The 19,657-nt window shown below is 64.3% G+C and carries 19 protein-coding genes; 10 read left to right on the top strand and 9 right to left on the bottom strand.

The genetic code is table 11. From position 1 onward, the window contains the following. Nucleotides 1–46: 46 nt before the first annotated feature. Nucleotides 47–601 carry an NADPH-dependent FMN reductase gene (locus H0X90_RS14460; RefSeq protein WP_006485152.1) on the bottom strand — a complete coding sequence of 185 codons (555 nt, stop codon included), beginning with the start codon at nucleotides 599–601 and terminating at the stop codon, nucleotides 47–49. Between the two features lie 368 nt (nucleotides 602–969). Between H0X90_RS14460 and H0X90_RS14465 the strand changes: the two genes are divergently transcribed. Both H0X90_RS14465 and H0X90_RS14470 read left to right on the top strand, forming a co-directional pair. After that, a complete protein-coding gene (locus tag H0X90_RS14465; RefSeq protein WP_006496230.1) occupies nucleotides 970–1,569 on the top strand; it encodes an RNA polymerase factor sigma-70 in 600 nt (199 codons plus the stop codon). Further along, a complete protein-coding gene (locus tag H0X90_RS14470; protein ID WP_006485156.1) occupies nucleotides 1,547–1,762 on the top strand; it encodes a zf-HC2 domain-containing protein in 216 nt (71 codons plus the stop codon). Before H0X90_RS14465 ends, H0X90_RS14470 begins: the two co-directional genes overlap by 23 nt. 137 nt (nucleotides 1,763–1,899) lie before the next feature. Here the strand turns inward: H0X90_RS14470 and arsC are convergent, their stop codons facing one another. Next, nucleotides 1,900–2,256, bottom strand: a complete 357-nt coding sequence (arsC, locus tag H0X90_RS14475) for an arsenate reductase (glutaredoxin) (protein ID WP_048984707.1) — start codon at nucleotides 2,254–2,256, stop codon at nucleotides 1,900–1,902. A gap of 983 nt (nucleotides 2,257–3,239) precedes the next feature. On the opposite strand from arsC, the gene parA reads away from it, so the two are divergent. Both parA and H0X90_RS14485 read left to right on the top strand, forming a co-directional pair. Then, nucleotides 3,240–3,902, top strand: coding sequence for a ParA family partition ATPase (parA, locus tag H0X90_RS14480; RefSeq protein ID WP_006480195.1), 663 nt, complete (start codon nucleotides 3,240–3,242; stop codon nucleotides 3,900–3,902). Between the two features lie 23 nt (nucleotides 3,903–3,925). Then, nucleotides 3,926–4,987, top strand: coding sequence for a ParB/RepB/Spo0J family partition protein (locus H0X90_RS14485; protein ID WP_006485146.1), 1,062 nt, complete (start codon nucleotides 3,926–3,928; stop codon nucleotides 4,985–4,987). 92 nt (nucleotides 4,988–5,079) lie between these two features. Here H0X90_RS14485 and H0X90_RS14490 read toward each other — a convergent pair whose 3' ends face one another. Beyond that, nucleotides 5,080–6,447, bottom strand: a complete 1,368-nt coding sequence (locus H0X90_RS14490; protein ID WP_006480193.1) for a replication initiation protein — start codon at nucleotides 6,445–6,447, stop codon at nucleotides 5,080–5,082. A 1,823-nt stretch (nucleotides 6,448–8,270) separates the two neighbouring features. On the opposite strand from H0X90_RS14490, the gene H0X90_RS14495 reads away from it, so the two are divergent. After that, on the top strand, nucleotides 8,271–9,452 hold the full coding sequence (locus H0X90_RS14495; protein ID WP_077189852.1) for a DNA-binding protein: 1,182 nt from the start codon (nucleotides 8,271–8,273) through the stop codon (nucleotides 9,450–9,452). Between the two features lie 136 nt (nucleotides 9,453–9,588). Here the strand turns inward: H0X90_RS14495 and H0X90_RS14500 are convergent, their stop codons facing one another. The 3 genes from H0X90_RS14500 to H0X90_RS14510 form a co-directional block, all read right to left on the bottom strand. Next, nucleotides 9,589–10,608 (bottom strand): tyrosine-type recombinase/integrase, encoded by a 1,020-nt coding sequence (locus H0X90_RS14500; protein WP_006485171.1) that lies wholly within the window; start codon nucleotides 10,606–10,608, stop codon nucleotides 9,589–9,591. A 102-nt stretch (nucleotides 10,609–10,710) separates the two neighbouring features. Then, a complete protein-coding gene (locus H0X90_RS14505) occupies nucleotides 10,711–11,088 on the bottom strand; it encodes a DUF2471 family protein (RefSeq protein ID WP_006485149.1) in 378 nt (125 codons plus the stop codon). Nucleotides 11,089–11,229: 141 nt separating this feature from the next. Beyond that, entirely contained in the window at nucleotides 11,230–11,841 is a 612-nt protein-coding gene (locus tag H0X90_RS14510; protein WP_006496226.1) for a helix-turn-helix domain-containing protein, read from the bottom strand. Between the two features lie 158 nt (nucleotides 11,842–11,999). On the opposite strand from H0X90_RS14510, the gene H0X90_RS14515 reads away from it, so the two are divergent. Together H0X90_RS14515 and tdh are read left to right on the top strand one after the other, a co-directional pair. After that, nucleotides 12,000–13,199 (top strand): glycine C-acetyltransferase, encoded by a 1,200-nt coding sequence (locus tag H0X90_RS14515; protein WP_077189851.1) that lies wholly within the window; start codon nucleotides 12,000–12,002, stop codon nucleotides 13,197–13,199. Nucleotides 13,200–13,212: 13 nt separating this feature from the next. Continuing rightward, nucleotides 13,213–14,241, top strand: coding sequence for an L-threonine 3-dehydrogenase (gene tdh / locus H0X90_RS14520; protein WP_006480187.1), 1,029 nt, complete (start codon nucleotides 13,213–13,215; stop codon nucleotides 14,239–14,241). Nucleotides 14,242–14,639: 398 nt separating this feature from the next. Here tdh and H0X90_RS14525 read toward each other — a convergent pair whose 3' ends face one another. Together H0X90_RS14525 and H0X90_RS14530 are read right to left on the bottom strand one after the other, a co-directional pair. Continuing rightward, nucleotides 14,640–15,056: a hypothetical protein gene (locus H0X90_RS14525; RefSeq protein ID WP_077189850.1), complete on the bottom strand. Its 417-nt coding sequence runs from the start codon at nucleotides 15,054–15,056 to the stop codon at nucleotides 14,640–14,642. Continuing rightward, the gene (locus tag H0X90_RS14530; RefSeq protein ID WP_077189849.1) at nucleotides 15,053–15,691 is read right to left on the bottom strand and encodes a GNAT family N-acetyltransferase; all 639 of its coding nucleotides are present in this window, start codon (nucleotides 15,689–15,691) and stop codon (nucleotides 15,053–15,055) included. The genes H0X90_RS14525 and H0X90_RS14530 overlap by 4 nt, the downstream gene beginning before the upstream one ends. Before the next feature lie 182 nt (nucleotides 15,692–15,873). Here H0X90_RS14530 and H0X90_RS14535 point away from each other — a divergent pair, with 182 nt between their 5' ends. Continuing rightward, nucleotides 15,874–16,479, top strand: a complete 606-nt coding sequence (locus H0X90_RS14535; RefSeq protein ID WP_060211085.1) for a TetR/AcrR family transcriptional regulator — start codon at nucleotides 15,874–15,876, stop codon at nucleotides 16,477–16,479. Nucleotides 16,480–16,543: 64 nt separating this feature from the next. Further along, complete coding sequence (locus H0X90_RS14540) at nucleotides 16,544–17,023, top strand: nuclear transport factor 2 family protein (protein ID WP_006485164.1); 480 nt, start codon at nucleotides 16,544–16,546, stop codon at nucleotides 17,021–17,023. A gap of 461 nt (nucleotides 17,024–17,484) precedes the next feature. Here the strand turns inward: H0X90_RS14540 and H0X90_RS14545 are convergent, their stop codons facing one another. After that, entirely contained in the window at nucleotides 17,485–18,570 is a 1,086-nt protein-coding gene (locus H0X90_RS14545; RefSeq protein ID WP_077020560.1) for a tartrate dehydrogenase, read from the bottom strand. A 115-nt stretch (nucleotides 18,571–18,685) separates the two neighbouring features. Between H0X90_RS14545 and H0X90_RS14550 the strand changes: the two genes are divergently transcribed. Then, nucleotides 18,686–19,609, top strand: a complete 924-nt coding sequence (locus H0X90_RS14550) for a LysR substrate-binding domain-containing protein (RefSeq protein WP_006485150.1) — start codon at nucleotides 18,686–18,688, stop codon at nucleotides 19,607–19,609. The last annotated feature ends 48 nt before the right edge of the window (nucleotides 19,610–19,657 follow it).

The following is a 19,657-nucleotide window of genomic DNA, read 5'->3' on the forward strand; positions in this document are numbered from 1 at the left end:
TCCGGCGCCGGCGGCGTGAACGGGTGTGGCGATCAGGCCGGCGACATCACGCCGACTTCAGCAGGCGCACCCAGCTCGCGTAGCGATCGACGAAGCCTTGCAGGAACTTGCGCGTGTCCTCGCTGACGATCTGCCCCTGGTCGTCGATGCGCGCCGGATCGTGCTTGATGAACATCTCCGGCTGACCGAGCGTCTTCACGTCGAGGTACGCGAGCACGTTGCGCAGGTGCTGCTGCGCGAGCGCGGTTCCCACCGCGCCCGGCGACGTGCCGAGCACCGCGCCCGGCTTGCCCGACCAGGAGTTGGAACCCCACGGGCGCGAACCCCAGTCGAGCGCATTCTTCAACACGCCCGGAATCGACCGGTTGTACTCGGGCGTGACGAACAGCAGCGCGTCGGCGGCTTCGATCGACTGCTTGAAGCGTTTCGCGACGTCCGGGAAATCCGCGTCGTAGTCCTGGCTGTACAACGGCAGCTCGCCGATCTCGACGAACTCGAACGAGAAATCGGCGGGGGCGAGCGAGATCACGGCGTGCGCGAGCGCACGGTTCGTCGACGCGCGACGCAGGCTGCCGACGACGACCGCAATACGATAGGACATGGCATTCTCCTTCCGGTGAGTGAGGAATCGGATCGATTGCTTCCGAATGAGCGACAAAGGTCTGTTTATAGGCAAGCCAGCCCGCGAGCCGTCCCACGGGGCCGTCCGGCCGACTTTCCACAAGGTTTTCCACAGAAATTGTGGATAACTCGACCGTTATGTTCTGACGTTACAGATTGCCCGCCGCGTGTCGGCGTCGACGCGCGCGACAGGGTTCGGCAAGCATAGCGCAGCGCGGCGACCGGCTTCGTGAAATCGTGACGGAACATTGCGTTGCAGGCCGGCACCGCGCCCAGTAAGCTGCTCGCACCGCGACGCGCCCGCTCCGTGACGCACGCGCGGTCGCCTCGAGACACTGCCACCCAGACATGCCGTCCGCATACGACGACCCCACCTATCTCGCGCAACTGCGGCGCGACCTGCTGCGCTTCGCGCGACTCCAGCTCCGCGACGCCGACGCGGCCGAAGACGCCGTGCAGGAAGCGCTGGCCGCCGCGTGGTCGCATGCCGGCGATTTCGCCGGACAGTCGGCCCACAAGACCTGGGTGTTCGGCATCCTGCGCAACAAGTTGATCGACGTGCTGCGCGCACGGCAGCGGATGGTGAGCCTGACCGCGCTCGATGCGGAACTCGACGGCGAATCCGTGCTCGATCGCGAACTGTTCAAGGACAACGGTCACTGGGCCGCGCACGCGAAACCGCGTCCGTGGCCGAAGCCCGAAACGCTGTTGCAGCAGCAGCAATTCTGGACGCTGTTCCAGGCGTGCCTCGACCATCTGCCGGAGCAGATCGGACGCGTGTTCATGATGCGCGAATTCCTCGATGTCGAGATCGTGGACATCTGCAGTGAATTGACGCTGACGACGAATCATTGCAGCGTGCTGCTGTATCGGGCGCGCACGCGCCTGCGAACCTGCCTGAGCGAAAAAGGACTGACGACCGAAGATGCTGCCGGGGAAATGTACTGACGTGACGCGACTGCTGTCGGATGCGCTCGATCGGCGTCTGACGCTGCACGAGCGCCTGCAGGTGCGCGTGCATCTGCCGACCTGCAGCGGATGCCGCGCCTATCGCGGACAGATCGCGCTGTTGCGGACGGCGGCGAAAGCGGCGGCCGGGCGGGAGCCGGACGGTGACGATGGATCGTCCGGTGGGGGCTAGGCGTCGCGGTGCCTGCCGACGCATCGTTCCGGTGGTGGCTGGCGGGTGCGGCCCGGCGAGCGCGTCGGCGTGGATTGCCGTTGCGCGTGCCGGGCTGGAGCGCGTTGATGCAATAAGAAAAATACGCGCGGCAAGAATTATTCGAACAGCGCCTTCACCGACTCGGGCGGGCGACCGATAGCCGCCTTGCCGCGATACACGACGATGGGGCGTTGCAGCAGAACCGGATGAGCGACGATCGCTGCGTAGGCCTCGGCGTCGGTCAGATCCGCGCGGGCCAGATTCAACGCCTTGTACGGCTCCTCACCGTCGCGCAGCATGTCGCGGACCGGGCGGCCGAGCTGCTTGTGCAGCGTGTCCAGCTCCTCGACAGTCGGCGGCGTCTTCAGGTACTCGACGACATTCAGCGGCGCGCCGGCGGTATTCAGCGACTCGACCAACGCAAGCGTCTCGCGGGACTTCGAGCATCGGGGGTTGTGGTAGATCGTGATCATCGTTCAAGGCAGGAGGGGTGAGGCCTGTATTGTAGCGAGTCTGCATCGAGGGGCCTGATGGGGGGCAATCGAGATCGGCGTGGGGTTCGTCTTGATAGGTCGCTGAGGCGGTTTCGGTTTGGCGATGCGCAGTGATCGCGAGAGGGGAGTGTCCTGTGTTCGGCGGGAGACGCGTCGAAGAGTGGTCGTTTATGCGCATAAAGTCGGGCGGGGGGCTTCGCGGGGCCGACGACCGGCGCAGCCGATGTCTCGTGAGGGCTGTCTCGGGTGACGAAAGGGGTACGCGATTGCGGAACACGCCGGGTAGGTTTATGCGCATAAAGTGCGCGATTGCCGGGCGAGGTACAGCGTGGCTCGTGGCATGGACGTACGTCGACACGCAACGGCACTGCGCGATGGCTATATCGATAGACCGTCGTCCCCGACATGACGTCATTGCCCGCCTGACTCAGGCGTAGTCTCTGTCAACGGCGCTTCGTCGCGGCCTATCGTTGCCTCTGGTTTATGCGCATAAACACTACGGCCCGGCAGGACATTGCCTCCATGCACGTCCATTCAACGACGCACCTCGTGATCTACGCACCTGACTACGACACGCAGCTCACGCCGGACGCTCGCGAGTGAATACCATGCGCTCTAGCGACGAAGCCCATCGATCGGCCTCCGCAGTCTTTATGCGCACAAACTCGCGGCTCGCAGGCAACGCGGCTCGTCCCGCGAAAGGAGAGAGCGTCGAGATATCTCTGCCACGAACGGCCCCGACGATACGCCCATGAAGACGTAATCCTGAGCAGGGCATCGATCACTCGGCATCAGCCGCTTCCTCTTCACCACACCGTCCAAACGAGCCATCGAACATCCACCGCTCGTTTATGCGCATAAACCGATCGTCCGAATGGCCAACGCGTAGTTGTCGAACGACAATTTCATTGAAATTCAAATATCGTCCTGTAGAATTCCAACGACCAAAACAGGAGTGAAAATTGGCCGCGGAAATCATTGCAGTCACTCAACAAAAAGGTGGCGTCGGCAAAAGCACGATTGCCATGCATCTCGGCGCCGCGTTCCATGAAAAAGGGAAGCGCGTCCTCGTCATCGACGCAGACCGTCAAAACACGCTCGTTCACTGGTCGAGCGCATCCGGCGACAGCGACAACGGCATCCCGTTTCCGGTCGTCAACCTTGCCGAGGCCGACGGCCAGATCCATCGCGAGATCAAGAAGTTCATCAACGACTACGACATCATCGTCGTGGACTGCCCGCCGTCGATCACCGAGAAAGTCTCCGGTGTCGTCCTGCTGGCCGCGTCGATTGCCGTGATTCCGACGTCGTCGTCGCCGGCCGACTACTGGTCGAGCGTCGGGCTGGTCAAACTGATTCAGCAGGCGCAGGTGATGAACGAAGACCTCCGCGCGGTCTTCCTGCTGAACAAGACCGAAGAGAAGCGCATGCTGACCCGTGAGCTCAAGCGTGCGCTCGAGGAACTCGGCTTCCCGCTGCTGAAGACGCAGATTCCGACTCGGGAAGCGTACAAGCAGGCGATGGCGCTCGGTCAGACCGTGCTGCAGATGAACGATCGTGGCGGCAAGCTGGCCGCCGCCGAAATTCGCGCATGCGCCGACGAAATCGTCGCCATGCTGCCCTGACTTTATGCGCACAAAGGAGTCACATGAAACCCTCTCAATTTGCCAAAGGATTCCAAGCGCGCCCGGATATCACGACGAGCGAGAAGCGCACGGCGCTTGATCGGCTCAATGCGATCGACGGCATCGTCAAGTCCGAGACGCCGACCCCGGCGCCGACCAAATCCGCGAAGAAGGACATCGCACCGCCGCCTGCTCCGGAATTCACGATCGATCCGTCGATCGACGAATCGCAGCAATATCGCGCGTGGCGTCTCGAGAATCGCTATGCACCCGGGCAGGTGATCGAGCTGCCGCTGAAGGCGATCAAGCACAGCCCGTTCAACCCGCGGCACTTCTATCTGAAATCGTCGATTGCCGAACTCGCGGTCAACCTCGCGAAGCAGGGACAGCAGCAGGCGATCCACGTGATTCCGGATTACGACAACCCGGGCACGTATTTCGTCAGCGATGGCGGGCGTCGCGTGCGGGCACTGAAGGAAGCGAACAAGGAATCGGTCAAGGCGATCGTGATCGATGTGCCGATTGGCATCCAGAGCTACAAGCTTGGCTACGACCTGAACGTTCAGCGCGATTCGCAGACGGTGTTCGACAACGCCGTCGTGTGGCGCCGCTTCCTCGACGACAAGCATTTCCAGAGCCAGAAAGAACTCTCCGAGCATCTCGGCCTCGACGAGTCGACGGTGGCCGTCGCGCTGTCGATCGGCAAGTTGCCGGAAGCGATCATGCAGGAAATGGTCGCACGCCCCGATCGCTTCGGATCGAACATGGCGTATCAGGTCGGCCGCTATCACAATGCGCGCGGCACCGAGGCCACGCTGCGGCTGATCAACAAGATCGTGTCGGACGATCTCAGCACGCGCCAGGTGTCGGACATCGTCAAGGGTCGCGTCGCGGCACAGGAGACGCCGAAGCCTGCAGGCCGTCAGCGCTATGCGCAGCGTCTCGAGATCAAGCTCGGCGGCAAGTCGGTCGGCGACCTGAAGTCGTATGGCGAAGACCGCATCGAATTGCGCCTGCGCGGCCTCCCGAAGGACAAGCGCGACGCGATTCTCGAGCAGCTCGAGCGGATGCTGTTGTCGGAGTGAGGGAAACGGCTCGCAGGGCCTATTGAGGGCGCCGGTCCCGCCCGATCAGGGGGCGGAGCCGGCGGCGGCCCGTCAACGGGCCTGAGCGGGCCTCAAGCGGCCCGCGACTGGTTCAGCGTGAACGACAGCAGGTCGCCGTCCGTCGGCTCGCCCCAGGTCTTCTGGGCCAGCCAGTCGAAAAAGGCCGTCTCGGCCAGCTTGGAATCGAGGCCGCGCTTGCGCCAGTCGTCGCGCAGATGCGAGCCCATCGTCGGCAACGCCTCGGATTCGAACGACTCGCGCGCCACTTCGCGCTCCGCGTCGCCCTGCTCTTCGTACAGCACTTTCGCTTCCTTGCGGCGGAACGCCGCGAACTCGCTCAGCAGGCGGGCCTTCAGATCGTCCGGCTGGGCAGCCGCGACCTTCGCGGACGGCGTGCCGGCAGGCAGCGCGTCGACCGATTCGACCGGCGGCGCATACCCCTTCTTCAGCGCATCCTTGAACAGCGCCGGCGCGCTGCGCACCGGCGGGAGCGTCGTGCTGCGCATCCGCTGCTCGGTCATCTGCAGTGCGGCGCGAATCCGGTTTTCCTCGCTGTCCGCGTAGAGCGTCTGCGCTTCCTTCAGCGGGATCCCGAGCTTCACCATCCGGTCGACCAGCGTGCTGTCGAACACGTTCGGGTGTTCGTCGAGCGCGAGCATCGGCTGCTTGCGCTCGGTCACGCGGAACTGGATCTCGGCAACCCGGCGCCCTTCGCGGTGCTCGATCAGCTCGACGAAGATGTTGGTGACCGCGTTGACTTCCGCGATCGCCGGGCGCAGGTAGTCGCGCTTGAAGTACTTGTACTCGCGCTTCGCTTCGTCGCCGGCTTCCGTGTCGGGTGTGCCCGACAGGATCGGCCGCCACCATTCCCACGGCTCGCGCATCGTCAGGTGGCTCGGGTTCGTCAGGTAGCGCACGCAGATCTCGTACAGCGCGAGACCCGCGCTGCTGCGCAGCTGGCTCTGGAACTGCAGGCTCAGACGCGCGTACTGGACCGGGTCGAGCAGCTTCTTCTTGATCTTCGGCGCGAACGAGAATTCGACCCACACGCGGCGGGTGGTCGGATCCTCGAGAATTTCCGCATCCGCGATCAGCGTGGAGATCCCCCACTTGCGGCCCGGCTTCTGGCTCGACGTCCCCGTGCTCCATTCGACCTGCACCGACACCATGCGGCGCAGGTGTTCCTTCACCAAGGCGGTGTCGTTCGAATCGAAAGCGGAGTTGGCGACGATGTCCGACAGCAGTGCGCGATACGTATCGCCCGAATCGTCGGCCTGCTGCGCGACGGCCAGCAGGACATTGAACAGCTTGCGAGTGAGGAGCGTGATCTTGCCGCTCTTCGGCTGAATGGCGATCGCCTCGACGGCCTTTCGCAATTCGGCTGAACTGGCACTCACCACATCCACATCGGTTTTCTTGGCGCGCTTCGTCGTGGCCATACGTCGGGTCGGAGGAGAAGTTTCCCGGAAGGATAGCGCCTGCGGTGATGTGCGTCCAGAACGACATGCTCACCATAGCCGGTGAAGCGCGCCGGCAAAACGGCACTCACCCGAACGGCTCCCGAAAACGCTCACCGGTCCGCCGTTGCGGCGTTCCGGACTCTTCCAGACGTGCCGCGGCATGCGCCGATTCACAGAATTTCACCTGTGCTCGACACGTGCGGAATTGGCTCCCGTATCGGCTCACCTTTCGATTTGTCGTAATTTTGCGACTGCGCAGCCGTGAGTTCGACACAGGCTCGCGATTGCACCTCACCGGATCTCGTCGACCGCCGCCCAGCGGGCCTGTATGCATGTACAGGCGTGGCGCGCCGGGAGATCGATTCGGCTTCGACACATGCAAAAGCGCCGTCGAAACCGGCACGCGCAGCCCGATCAGCGCGTGTTTGGCCAGCTCGGGCGCGCATTGTACAGCGCGCAAATCGTATCCGGTCCCGAAAATACTCACCTCAAGCACAGCCTGCTGATTCATCCGGCTACCGACGAACGCCCGACCCGCGCGGGATCGGCTGCCAACGACTCCTGAAAACGCTCACCTTACCGACGAAATGCGGCACAGCAGCGGGCACGGAAAACGCTCCCGAAAAACCTCACCGTAACCGGCGCGGTATCAAAAACTCCAATCTCTTCCGATACTTATGCACAGTAGGCATTTGGCTGTGCCGCGCCAGGATCCCCCGAAAAACCTCACCTTTGGACCGGAATCCTTCATACGACAACCGTATGTCAGCCCCCGAAAAATCTCACCTGTGCCAAAAAGTGGCACAGCAAAAACGAGATTTCTTCCAGTCCTGGCGGGCTTTTCAGCGAATTTGGCCGGCAACAGGTCCCGAAAAACCTCACCTTTGCCCATTTTTTCAGCACCTGCGGCTCCCGGAAAATCTCACCTGTAAGCCGGATCACGGTCTGTGATCCATGCCCCGAAAAAGCTCACCTTAACGGGATCGGGGCAGGAAAACCCGGATTTCCCTCCCGAAAAACCTCACCTTTGGGGCATCACAGGCCCCCGAGAGCACTTTTGCTGTGCAAAATGGCGTTCGCTTCCCGGAAATCCTCACAGCAAATTCCCGTGGAGTCCCGTGAAACCTCACCTTTCGCCAAATCTGCCCAAAAGATGGGCAGAATCGGGGCGCGAAGCGGGTCCTGCAAATTCTCACCTATGTCTGCACAGGCAGAAAACTGTGCAGTCAGGCACAGCGCGGGTTCCATGGCTGTGAGGCCCCGAAAACTCTCACCTTTGGGAAAACGCGTGTTTTACTGTGATCCCGAATCCGCTCACGACCCTTCCTGCAACGGCTCACGCAGCTCCCCGAACCCCATCACGTCAGCTCCCGCAGAAGGTCACCTTGGCTCCCGTAAAACTTCACCTTGTCGGCCGGAAAGCTTTGCTCCATAAGGCTGTGCCGTGGCGTTAACGTTTTTAACTAAGGGTTCAAGGGTGTTTACTTCTAATACTCTCAAGACATCGGCTGACGAGTTTTCCACAGACACCCCAACCCCTGAACACCGACCGGCAACCGGATCCGGTGTCATGTGAAACAAAGGCCGAAATTCGCGGTTCGCTGGAAAATGCTTGCAAGACAAGGACTTGGCTGACTTTCTTCGCTTTGTTTCACGGAATTCCGAGCTTCCTTCGACCAGATGGACTCATGGATCCGATTTCTGTGCAAAACGACGTAAATTCACAACGGACCCTCGAAAAAAGTATCAATAAATACGTATTTCGTTATGATTGCAACATTTCATAGTTTGCGAGTGTGGTCATGACCCTGGACGAAATGCGTCAAGTCATTCGGGAAGAACTGGAATCGCTGCGCGCAAGCGGTGCACGGCGCCAGGAACTGTCACTGCATGCGTGCAAACGCTTGTTCTTCGATCTCGGCATCCGGCCCTCGGCCGCCAACGTCCGCGATCTCACCCAGACCGGCAGCGCCAGCGACATCCCGAAAGACATCGACTATTTCTGGGAGCGCATTCGTTCCGCGTCCAAGATCAGGCTGGACGGCGCGGCGATCCCGAAAGTCGTCGAGGAAAAAGCCGGCGCGTTGCTGGGCGCACTCTATGAAGAAGCATTGAAAGCGGCGCGCGACAGCCTCGATGGCGACCGCGAGCAGGTTCGCGCCGACATGGCCGAAGCCGAACAGCGGTTGCGTGACGCAACCGTCCGCCAGGAAACGCTCGAAGGGGCGCTCGCGCGCGGGGAAGCGAGAAACGAACAATTGCAGGCGCGGGTAACCGAACTCGAGGTTCAGCTCGCGTCGCAAACGACTCACGGTTCGGCAAGCGAAGCAACGTTGCTCACCACAGTCGCACGACTGGAAAAGGAACTGGCCGCGGCTGCCGGCCGGATCGAAGCCGAACAGGCACAGAACGCCGCCCTGCGCGACCGCATCGATGCGCTGCAAGCCGAATTACAGCAGCGTACCGAGCACTATGCGCAGCAAATCAAGGATGCGGTGGCCGAAGCCGAGCGTCGCGTCAAACCGATGCTGGTCGAACTGGACTCGTTGCGCAGCATGGCGTCGACTTACCAGAGCGGGTTGCGCGACGTCCAGCGCAAGGAGTTCGATTTCCTGCAGCAATTGAGTTCGGCCAAGGCGCGCGCCGACCGGCTCGAAGAACAGCTGCGTACGCAGAGCGACGAACTGGAGCGCGCAACGCGTGACGTGAGTTCGTTGCGCGCGAACCGCGGAATGAATCCGGAAATCGCCGCGCTGATCCGGCGCCTGGCCGAGGCGGGACAACTCGACGCGGATGCGTATGCCGCGATCGGCACCGCGCTGGATCACGAGATTCCGGCGCCGACTCAGTGCCCGCATTGCGATGGCGAACCAGAACTGTCGCACGGCGACGAAGGTTTTGAAGTCGCGTGCCCCGAGTGCGAGCACGCTTCCGGCACCTGGCCGTCCCGCTTCGAAGCCGTCGCGCGTTTTGCGCACACCTGACCGGGAGGCCAGCGGCGCCGCACAGGTGAGATGATCCGGGAAGCTTGAGGTGAGATTTTTCGGGAGCTTTGAAACGGTGAGGCTGCGCCACACAAGGCTGCTCACGGATCGCTTCGCGTGAGCAGCCGGTTCCCGATCAGTGAGTTTCGTCGCGGTCGGACGCGTCACCGTTGTGGTCGGCCAGCCCGTCGCGCCAGTTTTTCCACGCGCGATGCAGGCGATTCGACGAGATCGGCCGCATGAAGCCCAGCCATTTGCCGACCCGCTCGGGCGGCACGTCGTGCTCGAACAATTCCGCCGCATAGGTGTTGCGCAATGTTTGCGGGCTAGCGCGCGCGGTGCGTGACGACGTGAGCCCGGCCGATTCGACGATCGCATCGATCGCGCGCAGCATCGTCGCCTTGTGCATCGGTCGCCCGGCATGCGATGCGGGGAAGACGAGTTCTCCCGGAATCTCCTGGCGCTTGCGCTCGGTGAGCCAGGCTTCGAGCAAAGCGATCGCAAACGAGGCCAGATGGGTCTCCCGCGAATAATCCGGATGTGTCGACTCGATCCGCAGCGACGTGCCACTCGTATTGATGCAACTAATCGTAAGTGAGCGCGCTTCGCCGGTTTTGATGCCGGCGCCGAGAAATGCAGCGACGAGCGCGCGGTCGCGACGCTCCTTCCAGTATGCGGAACCCGATACGCCGATCGGCGAAAACAGATAGGCGAGCAACGTCGCGCGCTCTGCCGGCGTGAGGAAACCGGTCGGCTCGTTGTCGCGCGCCTTGCGCCAGTTCGCTTCGCCATCCTGAGCAATGAAGCGGGCCGGATTGGTCGATGCGTACTCGGTGCGGCGGATATGGTCGAGCACGCGCTCGATCAGCCGGAGATAGCGCATCCGCTGCGTTTTCTTGATCGGCAACTCGCCGACGAAGTTCGCGATGGTCGGTGTATCGACCGTCGCCAGGTTCTTTTGATGCGCGCGCATCCACGCGAGAAACGCGCCCCACTGTGCGCGATAGACATCGGCTGACGAGCGGCGATAGTCCTGCATGGCCAGCCATGCGTCGAACGCAGCTTCGGGCGACGCAACCCAGTCGGACGCATCGCGGTCGAACAGATCCTTTTCTTCCGGGTGTGCGGCAGTGTCGGGAGCGGCGGGAAGGGACATGGTATTAATTCCGTTAGTTGCGTGTATGGTAGCCCTTTCCGCAACGTCTCGGGCAGCGAACGGGTGAACCGGCCGCCGTGCGGCTCGGCCGGGGCTGGGCCATCAGTCTCCCCACGCCTTGGACGGGCGCAGCGCGCGCGCGGGACGCGCGGTGTCGTGCGCCGTTGCCGCGGCTTCATAGGCGAGAACGGCGAACGAAAAGACCGCGGGCAGCGCATTCGAGCGCCCGAAGTCGATCGGATCGTCGGTTTCGGGAAACGTCATGTCCGACGGCCGTTCGAACAACTGGCGCATGCCCGCGTCGTGCCGGCTCGCAAAGCCGAGATCGGCGAGCGCTTCGGCTTCGATCGCGTGCAGCAGGCGCCACGTCAGCGGCACGCGCTGACGGATGTAGCGTCCGGCGATATGGCGGACGATCAATTCGAGGTCGTGCGCGGCAGCCTTGAAGCTGAGCGCGGCCAAATCTTGTTCTTCTGTCATTGCAGGCTCCTGTCGACCAGGGCGGGCGCCTCGGTGCGCCGGCTCCGGCCCGTGCATGGCGGAATGTCCGTATACTGTACAAACATACAGTGTTTTCCGCAACAGGCCTGCGATTGGCCTTTTGGCCGACTATCCGCGCCGTCAGCGATGGATCACGATCAGCAGTGCCCGCGCTTCGGCCTTGCCGGGATTGCGGATCGCATGCGGCTCGTCGGCCGGGTAGCGCGCGGTGTCGCCCGTCTTCAGGCGCCGGCTGGCGGCGGCGGCCTCGATTTCCATCGCGCCCTGCAGCACGGTGAGATGTTCGCGCGTGCCCGGTTCGTGCGCGTTCGATACCAGTGCGCCGCCGCCGGGCAGCGTCAGCTCGTACCACTCGAACTTGCCGGCGAGGTCGATCGGGCCCCATACGCGCAGCTGGTACCGGCCGTCGTGGCCGGCGAGCGTCGGAATGTCGTGCGGGCCGTCCACGCGAATCGTCTCGGGCGCCTTCGGCTGCGAGAACAGTTCGTCGAGCGTGATGCCGAGCGCGTTCGTCAGCCGCCACGCGACGGCGATCGTCGGGTTGGCCTTGTCGCGTTCGATCTCGGAGAGCATCGATTTCGATACGCCGGCCGCGCGCGACAGGTCGTCGAGCGTCAGCTTGCGCTCGTTGCGCAGTCGCTGGATCTGCTCGCCCACGCGCGGCGGGGTCGCGGCCGGCGGTTGCGGGGCGGCTGCGGCGGGCGGGCGCCGCGATCCGGAGGAACTTGCCATTTGGATTCCGTTCGCTTAGAGTTGTTCGATATTTCGAATTTCAGTTCGGAATATCGGATAAATGCGGTCAACCGAACGACCGACTATAACAGTAGCAGGCCGTTGCGCCGCCACGAGCAGTGCGCTGCGGAATGCGAATCCCTGTCAGGAGCTTTGCGATGCGTGATGCCTTTCTCGCCCAGGTGCGCGGGACGCTCGACCAGATCCGCGCGGACGGTTTTTACAAGACCGAGCGCGAGATCGCGAGTCCCCAGGCGGCAGCCGTGCGGCTCGCCGGCGGTGCCGGCGTGCTCAATTTCTGCGCGAACAACTATCTGGGTCTGGCGAACGATCCGCGCCTGCTCGACGCGGCGAAGGCCGGCCTCGACCAGGACGGCTTCGGCATGGCATCGGTGCGCTTCATCTGCGGCACGCAAACCGTCCACAAGCAACTGGAAAGCGCGCTGGCCGCGTTTCTCGGCACCGAGGACAGCATCCTCTATTCGAGCTGCTTCGACGCGAACGGCGGCCTGTTCGAAACATTGCTCGACGAGAACGACGCAGTGATCAGCGACGAGCTGAACCACGCGAGCATCATCGACGGCATTCGCCTGTGCAAGGCGAAGCGTTTCCGCTACAAGAACAACGATCTCGCCGACCTCGAGGCGAAGCTCAAGGAAGCCGATGCCGCGGGCGCGCGGCACAAGCTGATCGCCACCGACGGCGTGTTCTCGATGGACGGCATCATCGCCGATCTCAAAGGCATCTGCGATCTCGCCGATCGCTACGGCGCACTGGTGATGGTCGACGATTCGCATGCGGTCGGCTTCATCGGCACGCACGGCCGCGGCACGCCCGAACACTGCGGCGTCGAAGGCCGCGTCGACATCATCACGGGCACGCTCGGCAAGGCGCTCGGCGGCGCCTCGGGCGGTTATGTCACCGCGCGTCGCGAGGTGATCGAGCTGCTGCGCCAGCGCTCTCGTCCATATCTGTTCTCGAACACGCTCACGCCGAGCATCGCCGCGGCGTCGCTGAAGGTGCTGGAACTGCTCGGCAGCGACGAAGGCGCGAAGCTGCGCGAGCGCGTGCGCGAGAACGGCGCGCGGTTCCGCAAGCAGATGACCGAAGCCGGCTTCACGCTCGTGCCCGGCGCGCATCCGATCATCCCGGTGATGCTCGGCGACGCGCAGCTCGCGACGAACATGGCCGACAGGCTGCTCGGCGAAGGCGTCTACGTGATCGGCTTCTCGTTCCCCGTCGTGCCGCGCGGCCGTGCGCGCATCCGTACGCAGATGAGCGCCGCGCATACGCCCGAGCAGATCGACCAGACGGTCGCCGCGTTCGTGCGCGTCGGCAAGTCGCTCGGCATCATCTGACGGAGGCGCGACCATGAAAGCACTGGCAAAGCTCGAACGCGGCCCCGGCCTCACGCTCACGCGGGTGAAGCGCCCCGAAGTCGGCCACAACGACGTGCTGATCAAGATCCGCCGCACGGCGATCTGCGGCACCGACATCCATATCTGGAAGTGGGACGACTGGGCGCAGAAGACGATTCCGGTGCCGATGCACGTCGGCCACGAATACGTCGGCGAGATCGTCGAGATGGGGCAGGAAGTGCGCGGCTTCGCGATCGGCGATCGCGTGTCCGGCGAAGGTCACATCACGTGCGGTTTCTGCCGCAACTGTCGCGCCGGGCGCCGGCATCTGTGCCGCAACACGGTGGGCGTCGGCGTGAACCGCGAAGGCGCGTTCGCCGAATACCTGGCGATTCCGGCATTCAACGCGTTCAAGATTCCGCCGGAGATTTCCGACGATCTCGCGTCGATCTTCGATCCGTTCGGCAACGCGACGCACACGGCGTTGTCGTTCAACCTCGTCGGCGAGGACGTGCTGATCACCGGCGCGGGCCCGATCGGCATCATGGCCGTCGCGATCGCGAAGCACGTCGGCGCGCGCAACGTCGTCATCACCGATATCAACGACTATCGGCTCGAGCTCGCGCGCAAGATGGGCGCGACGCGGGCGGTCAACGTCGCGCGCGAGTCGCTGCGCGACGTGATGGCCGACCTGCACATGACCGAAGGCTTCGACGTCGGTCTCGAGATGTCGGGCGTGCCGAGCGCGTTCACGAGCCTGCTCGAGGCGATGAACCACGGCGGCAAGGTTGCGTTGCTCGGCATCCCGCCCGCGCAGACGGCGATCGACTGGAACCAGGTGATCTTCAAGGGGCTCGAGATCAAGGGCATCTACGGCCGCGAGATGTTCGAGACCTGGTACAAGATGGTCGCGATGCTGCAGAGCGGCCTCGACCTGTCGCCGATCATCACGCACCGCTTCGCGGCCGACGATTACGAACAAGGCTTCGCCGCGATGCTGTCCGGCGAAAGCGGCAAGGTGATTCTCGACTGGACCGTCTGAGTCGAGTGAGTGTCGAGACGGGGCAGCGCGGCGCGATTGCCGCCTGCCCCGTTTTCGTTTGCACGCGCACCGTCACACGTCGAAACGCGTGACGCAGCGCTTGAGGTGAGATTATTCGGGAGCTGTGTTTGCGTGCCGAATCGCCGCACGATCCCGCATCGGTGACCGGCAATTGCACGTTCGCTTCACCGGTCGGCAGCTGCTTCGCTTCTCTCCCGTCACGCCATCCGGCGCCTGTTTCTCCACTTCGCCGCACTTCCCCGCTTCGCTTGGCGTGCACGCGTTCGCCCGCCACCCTATGCGACATCGTGCCGAACCGAAACCTCAACCGTGAGCCGCACCCCGCGTTGCGACTCACTGATGCGCGGGGCGATCGGCCTCGATCGGTGCGCCGATCGCTACTTGATCCGTTCACCATTCGATCCGCGCGGGTCGAGCTGAAGGCTCAACACGACGAGCCAGCGCTTCGGACACTGCGGCGCAACGTCGAGCGGATCGCCATGCGCACCGGGAGCCGTGACGAACCCGTGTTGCGCCGCGTACCGGTACGCGCGCAACGCATCCGCCTGCAGCCAGAAGCTCACGAGCGCGCACGTCGCGAAGCGGAACAGCAGCACGGCCGCCGCGTCCGGTGCGAAACCGGCTGCGGCCAGCACGCCTTCGAACGCGAACTTCAACACGTGCGCCACCGCGATCGTGACGATCGTCAGCTTCATCACGCCACGCAGCCTTAGCGCCGCCCGCACGCGTGCCTGTCGGATGGCGAGCCGTGCGCGATCGTCGTCGTCATCGCGCTTGCGCACCTCGGGTTTCACGATGCCGCACCGGCTTGCCGCGCGACGTCGATCTGCATCGTGCCGTGCGCGCGCGTGCTGCCGTCGGCGCCGCCGACGGCCTTGCACAGGATCGTGCTGTCGTAGTTGTGCCCCGGAAAGCGCACCACGTCGACCGGCTGAAATCCGTCGCGACGATAGAACGCGATGAGCCGAGCCGCCGCGTACGGCGCGTCGAGCGCGAGATGCGTCGCGCCGCGCACGGCGGCCCGACGTTGCGCGAATGCGAGCAGCGCGCGGCCGATGCCGCGATCCTGCCAGACCGGATCGACGGCCAGCTGCTCGAGCGTCGCGACGCGCCGGCTGCGATACGGATCGCAGCGCGAATCGGGATCGTGCGAGCGCATCGTCATCGTCGCGACCAGATGCGCGTTGCCGAGCGCGACGAAGCACTCGCCGGTCAGCACGCGTTCGCGCGTCGCCGCGGCCGGCTGATCGACGCACGGGCAATTGAAGCCCAAGACGCCGAGCGGCGCGAACGCGCGATGCAGCAGCGCGGTCAGCGTGTCGTACGAATCGCTGCGCGGGTCGAAGCGCCGCACGATGACGCGGCCGTCGAGCCGTTTCGCATAAGCCGCATAGGCGCGCGCGGGGCGCGCGGATTCCGGTCGCTGCATGATGTCCTTTCGCCCAGACAGGGTGACCGAAGTGTAGTGAGCGTCGCGTCGCCGCTTCAAGAAAAAATGTCGTAAACGCGGCCGGCCTCGACGTCTCCGCCAGGACCCGACGAGGCCCTCTCGCCGGCAGGGCTTTTCACATGAAGGTTGACGCCGGAGAACGATCGTTCTACCGTAAACCCATGAACACACTTCTCGACTCCTCCGGCGAACCGGGCGTGCGCGACCGGCTGCTCGACGCGGCCGAAGCGCTGATCTATTCGGGCGGCATCCATGCGACCGGCGTCGATGCGATCGTCAAGCGATCCGGCGCGGCACGAAAGAGCTTTTATTCGCATTTCGAATCGAAAGAGGCGCTGGTGGTCGCCGCGCTCGAACGTCGCGACGAGCGCTGGATGCGCTGGTTCGTCGACGCCACGCTGGCGCGCGGCAAGACGCCGCGCGCGCAACTGCTCGGCATGTTCGACGTGCTGCGCGACTGGTTCGGGCAGCCGGACTTTCACGGCTGCGCGTTCCTGAATACGGCGGGCGAGATACCCGACGCCGACGATCCCGTGCGCGTCGTCGCCCGCATGCACAAGGCGCGTCTGCTGGCGTTCGTGCGCGAGCGCTTCGACGCCTGTGCCGACGAAACCGGCATCGAGCGCCGCGGGCTCGCGCGCATCGCGCGTCAGTGGCTCGTGTTGATCGACGGCGCGATCGGCGTGGCGCTCGTCAGTGGCGATGCAAACGCCGCGCGCGATGCGCGCGCGACGGCCGAACTGCTGCTCGATGCCGTAGCGCGGTAGCCGACGCAACGAACCCGAACCGGCTGCGTGCGTTCGCGGCCACAACCCAGAACAGGAGCAACCCATGTCCGCTTCCCCCGAAGTTCGTCCGCCCGTTCCGCCCTTCACGCTCGACACGGCGCGCCAGAAAGTGCGCGCCGCCGAGGACGCGTGGAACACGCGCGACCCGCAACGCGTGTCGCTCGCCTATACGCCGCAAAGCCGCTGGCGCAATCGCGCGGAATTCGTGACGGGCCGCGACGAGATCGTCGGGCTGCTGCAGCGGAAGTGGGCGCGCGAACTCGACTACCGGCTGATCAAGGAGCTGTGGGCGTTCGACGGCAATCGCATCGCGGTGCGTTTTGCGTACGAGTGGCATGACGATGCGGGTAACTGGTTCCGTTCGTACGGCAACGAGAACTGGGCGTTCGACGAGAACGGCCTGATGGCGCATCGCCACGCGAGCATCAATGATCTGCCGATTCGCGAGGCGGACCGCCTTTATCACTGGCCGCTTGGCCGTCGTCCGGACGATCATCCGGGGCTGTCCGACCTCGGGCTGTGATGCCGCGCACGCGCTCAACGGAGCGGGAACGCATCCCCGCCGTTCAATGGTGAGGAAATTCGGGAGCCGTCCGCTGAAGGTGAGATTTTTCGGGACGAGGTAAATGCTGCGTCGGACTGTGTGCTTCGACCCGGTCGACGCGGCCTTGCGCCCGATGCAGCGGCGGACGTCTCGACGTGCTGCGGTGTGCGTCGCTGCGTGATGCATCTCACCGATCGCGTCGAAGCGAACGTGTGTTGACGATCGGTGGGTGCGAGCGCGACGTGCAACTCACCGATCGAATTGATTTCGACGTCAACGAAGATCCGCGCAAACAGTGCGCGTTGCGATGTGCCGTTGCTCACCGCTCGACTCCACCGCGACGTATCGGCGGAGTCTGCACAAGTGCGCAACCGCATCGCGTGCCGCTCACCGCAGACTATTCACGCAGTGCCGCCCGGCGCGAACGCCGGACGCGCCCCTCAACCGGCGACCCGCGCGGCGATCGCCTCGCCCACTTCCTGCGTGCCTGCATGGCCGCCGAGATCGCGGGTACGCGGCCCCGTGCGCAGCACGTCCTCGATGGCGGCGACGATCGCATCGTGCGCGTCGCGTTCGCGGCCCGTGCCGTTGCCGAGGAAGTCGAGCATCATCGCCGCCGACCAGATCATCGCGACCGGATTCGCGATGTATTGCCCCGCGATGTCGGGTGCGGAACCGTGCACGGGTTCGAACAGCGACGGGAACGTGCGGTCGGGGTTCAGGTTCGCCGACGGCGCGATGCCGATCGTGCCCGTACACGCCGGCCCGAGATCCGACAGGATGTCGCCGAACAGGTTCGACGCGACGACGACGTCGAAGCGGTCCGGTTGCAGCACGAAGCGCGCGCACAGGATGTCGATGTGCTGCTTGTCGACCGCGATTTCCGGATAGCGTTCGGCCATCTCGGCCGCGCGCGCGTCCCACCACGGCATGCTGATCGCGATGCCGTTGCTTTTCGTCGCGACGGTCACGCGCTTCGCGCGCCGCTGCGCGAGCTCGAACGCGAATTTCAGCACGCGCTCGGTGCCGTGCCGCGTGAAGACCGACTGCTGCATCACGACTTCGCGTTCGGTGCCTTCGAACATCGTGCCGCCCACCGACGAATATTCGCCCTCGGTGTTCTCGCGCACGATCATGAAGTCGATGTCGCCGGCGCGGCGGCCGGCGAGCGGCGACGGCACGCCGTCGAACAGGCGCGCGGGCCGCAGGTTGATGTACTGGTCGAATTCGCGGCGGAATTTCAGCAGCGAGCCCCACAGCGAAATGTGATCGGGCACGGTCGCCGGCCAGCCGACCGCGCCGAACAGGATCGCATCCATGTCCGACAGCTGCGCTTTCCAGTCGTCCGGCATCATCTTGCCGTGCCGCGCGTAGTAGTCGCAGCTCGCCCAGTCGATCTCGACGAAGTCGAAGCGCACGCCGAAGCGCGCGGTCACGGCGGCGAGCACGCGCAGCCCCTCGGGCATCACTTCGCGGCCGATGCCGTCGCCGGGGATCACGGCAATCCTGTAAGTCCTGTCGGTCATGCAAATCTCCTTGGCTGGTCGGCCAGCTGCCGGGAAGGCAACGGCCCGTCACGTCATTCTATTTATTTCCATCCGGATTAAAATCACGCAAAAGTTAATCGACTTTCCACGAATCGTGAATAAATCGCCGAACCTCGACGACCTGCGCGTGTTCAGCCTGGTCGTCCGCCTCGCGAGCTTCAGCGCGGCCGCCGAGCAGCTCGCGGTATCGCCCGCGTACGTCAGCAAGCGCATCGCGATGCTCGAGGCGCAGCTCGGCACGCGCCTGCTGCATCGCTCGACACGCCGCATGACGGTCACCGAAGCCGGCGAACGCGTGTTCGCGCGCGCGGAGAAGATTCTCGACGACGTCGATCATCTCGTCGAGGACGTGTCGACCACGCGCACGGTGCCGCGCGGCACGCTGCGCCTGTCGAGCAGCTTCGGCTTCGGCCGGCACGTCGTCGCGCCGGCGCTGCTCGACTTCAGCGCGCGCTATCCGCAGTTGAACGTGCGGCTCGATCTGTTCGACCGGCTCGTCGACGTGGCCGGCGAAGGCTACGACCTCGACGTGCGCATCGGCGACGAGATCGCCGATCACCTGATCGCGCGCCGCCTCGCCACGAACCATCGCGTGCTGTGCGCGTCGCCCGACTATCTGGCCCGCCGCGGAACGCCGCGCTCGCTGGCCGATCTGGCCTCGCACGACTGTCTCGCGATCAAGGAGCGCGATCATCCGTTCGGCGTATGGCGGCTGACCGTGCGCGGCGAAACGGCCACGGTGAAGGTCGGCGGCGCGCTGTCGACGAACCATGGCGAGGTGGCCGTGCAATGGGCGCTGGCCGGGCGCGGCATCGTGTTGCGCTCGATCTGGGAGGCCGGGCCGCTGATCGAACGCGGCGCGTTGTGCCGCGTGCTGCCGGACGCGCTTCAGCCCGCGAACATCTGGGCCGTGTATCCGGAACGCGTCGCGGCGTCGGCGAAGGTGCGCGTGTGCGTGGATTTCCTGGTGGAGACGCTGGCCGGCCTGAATGCCGTCGCGAGCGACGATACGGCCTGAAACCGGCTAAAGGTGAGCTTTTACGGGGGCGTGCGCAGGCGCCATCGA

It is taken from the genome of Burkholderia sp. 9775_39 (genome assembly GCF_015712225.1).
Lineage (GTDB): Bacteria > Pseudomonadota > Gammaproteobacteria > Burkholderiales > Burkholderiaceae > Burkholderia > Burkholderia cenocepacia.

Coding starts and splice junctions, on each gene's coding strand:
- H0X90_RS14460 (WP_006485152.1), bottom strand. CDS start 601: ATGTCCTATCGTATTGCGGTCGTCGTCGGCAGCCTGCGTCGCGCGTCG.
- H0X90_RS14465 (WP_006496230.1), top strand. CDS start 970: ATGCCGTCCGCATACGACGACCCCACCTATCTCGCGCAACTGCGGCGC.
- H0X90_RS14470 (WP_006485156.1), top strand. CDS start 1,547: ATGCTGCCGGGGAAATGTACTGACGTGACGCGACTGCTGTCGGATGCG.
- arsC (WP_048984707.1), bottom strand. CDS start 2,256: ATGATCACGATCTACCACAACCCCCGATGCTCGAAGTCCCGCGAGACG.
- H0X90_RS14485 (WP_006485146.1), top strand. CDS start 3,926: ATGAAACCCTCTCAATTTGCCAAAGGATTCCAAGCGCGCCCGGATATC.
- H0X90_RS14490 (WP_006480193.1), bottom strand. CDS start 6,447: ATGGCCACGACGAAGCGCGCCAAGAAAACCGATGTGGATGTGGTGAGT.
- H0X90_RS14495 (WP_077189852.1), top strand. CDS start 8,271: ATGACCCTGGACGAAATGCGTCAAGTCATTCGGGAAGAACTGGAATCG.
- H0X90_RS14500 (WP_006485171.1), bottom strand. CDS start 10,608: ATGTCCCTTCCCGCCGCTCCCGACACTGCCGCACACCCGGAAGAAAAG.
- H0X90_RS14505 (WP_006485149.1), bottom strand. CDS start 11,088: ATGACAGAAGAACAAGATTTGGCCGCGCTCAGCTTCAAGGCTGCCGCG.
- H0X90_RS14510 (WP_006496226.1), bottom strand. CDS start 11,841: ATGGCAAGTTCCTCCGGATCGCGGCGCCCGCCCGCCGCAGCCGCCCCG.
- H0X90_RS14515 (WP_077189851.1), top strand. CDS start 12,000: ATGCGTGATGCCTTTCTCGCCCAGGTGCGCGGGACGCTCGACCAGATC.
- tdh (WP_006480187.1), top strand. CDS start 13,213: ATGAAAGCACTGGCAAAGCTCGAACGCGGCCCCGGCCTCACGCTCACG.
- H0X90_RS14530 (WP_077189849.1), bottom strand. CDS start 15,691: ATGCAGCGACCGGAATCCGCGCGCCCCGCGCGCGCCTATGCGGCTTAT.
- H0X90_RS14535 (WP_060211085.1), top strand. CDS start 15,874: ATGAACACACTTCTCGACTCCTCCGGCGAACCGGGCGTGCGCGACCGG.
- H0X90_RS14540 (WP_006485164.1), top strand. CDS start 16,544: ATGTCCGCTTCCCCCGAAGTTCGTCCGCCCGTTCCGCCCTTCACGCTC.
- H0X90_RS14545 (WP_077020560.1), bottom strand. CDS start 18,570: ATGACCGACAGGACTTACAGGATTGCCGTGATCCCCGGCGACGGCATC.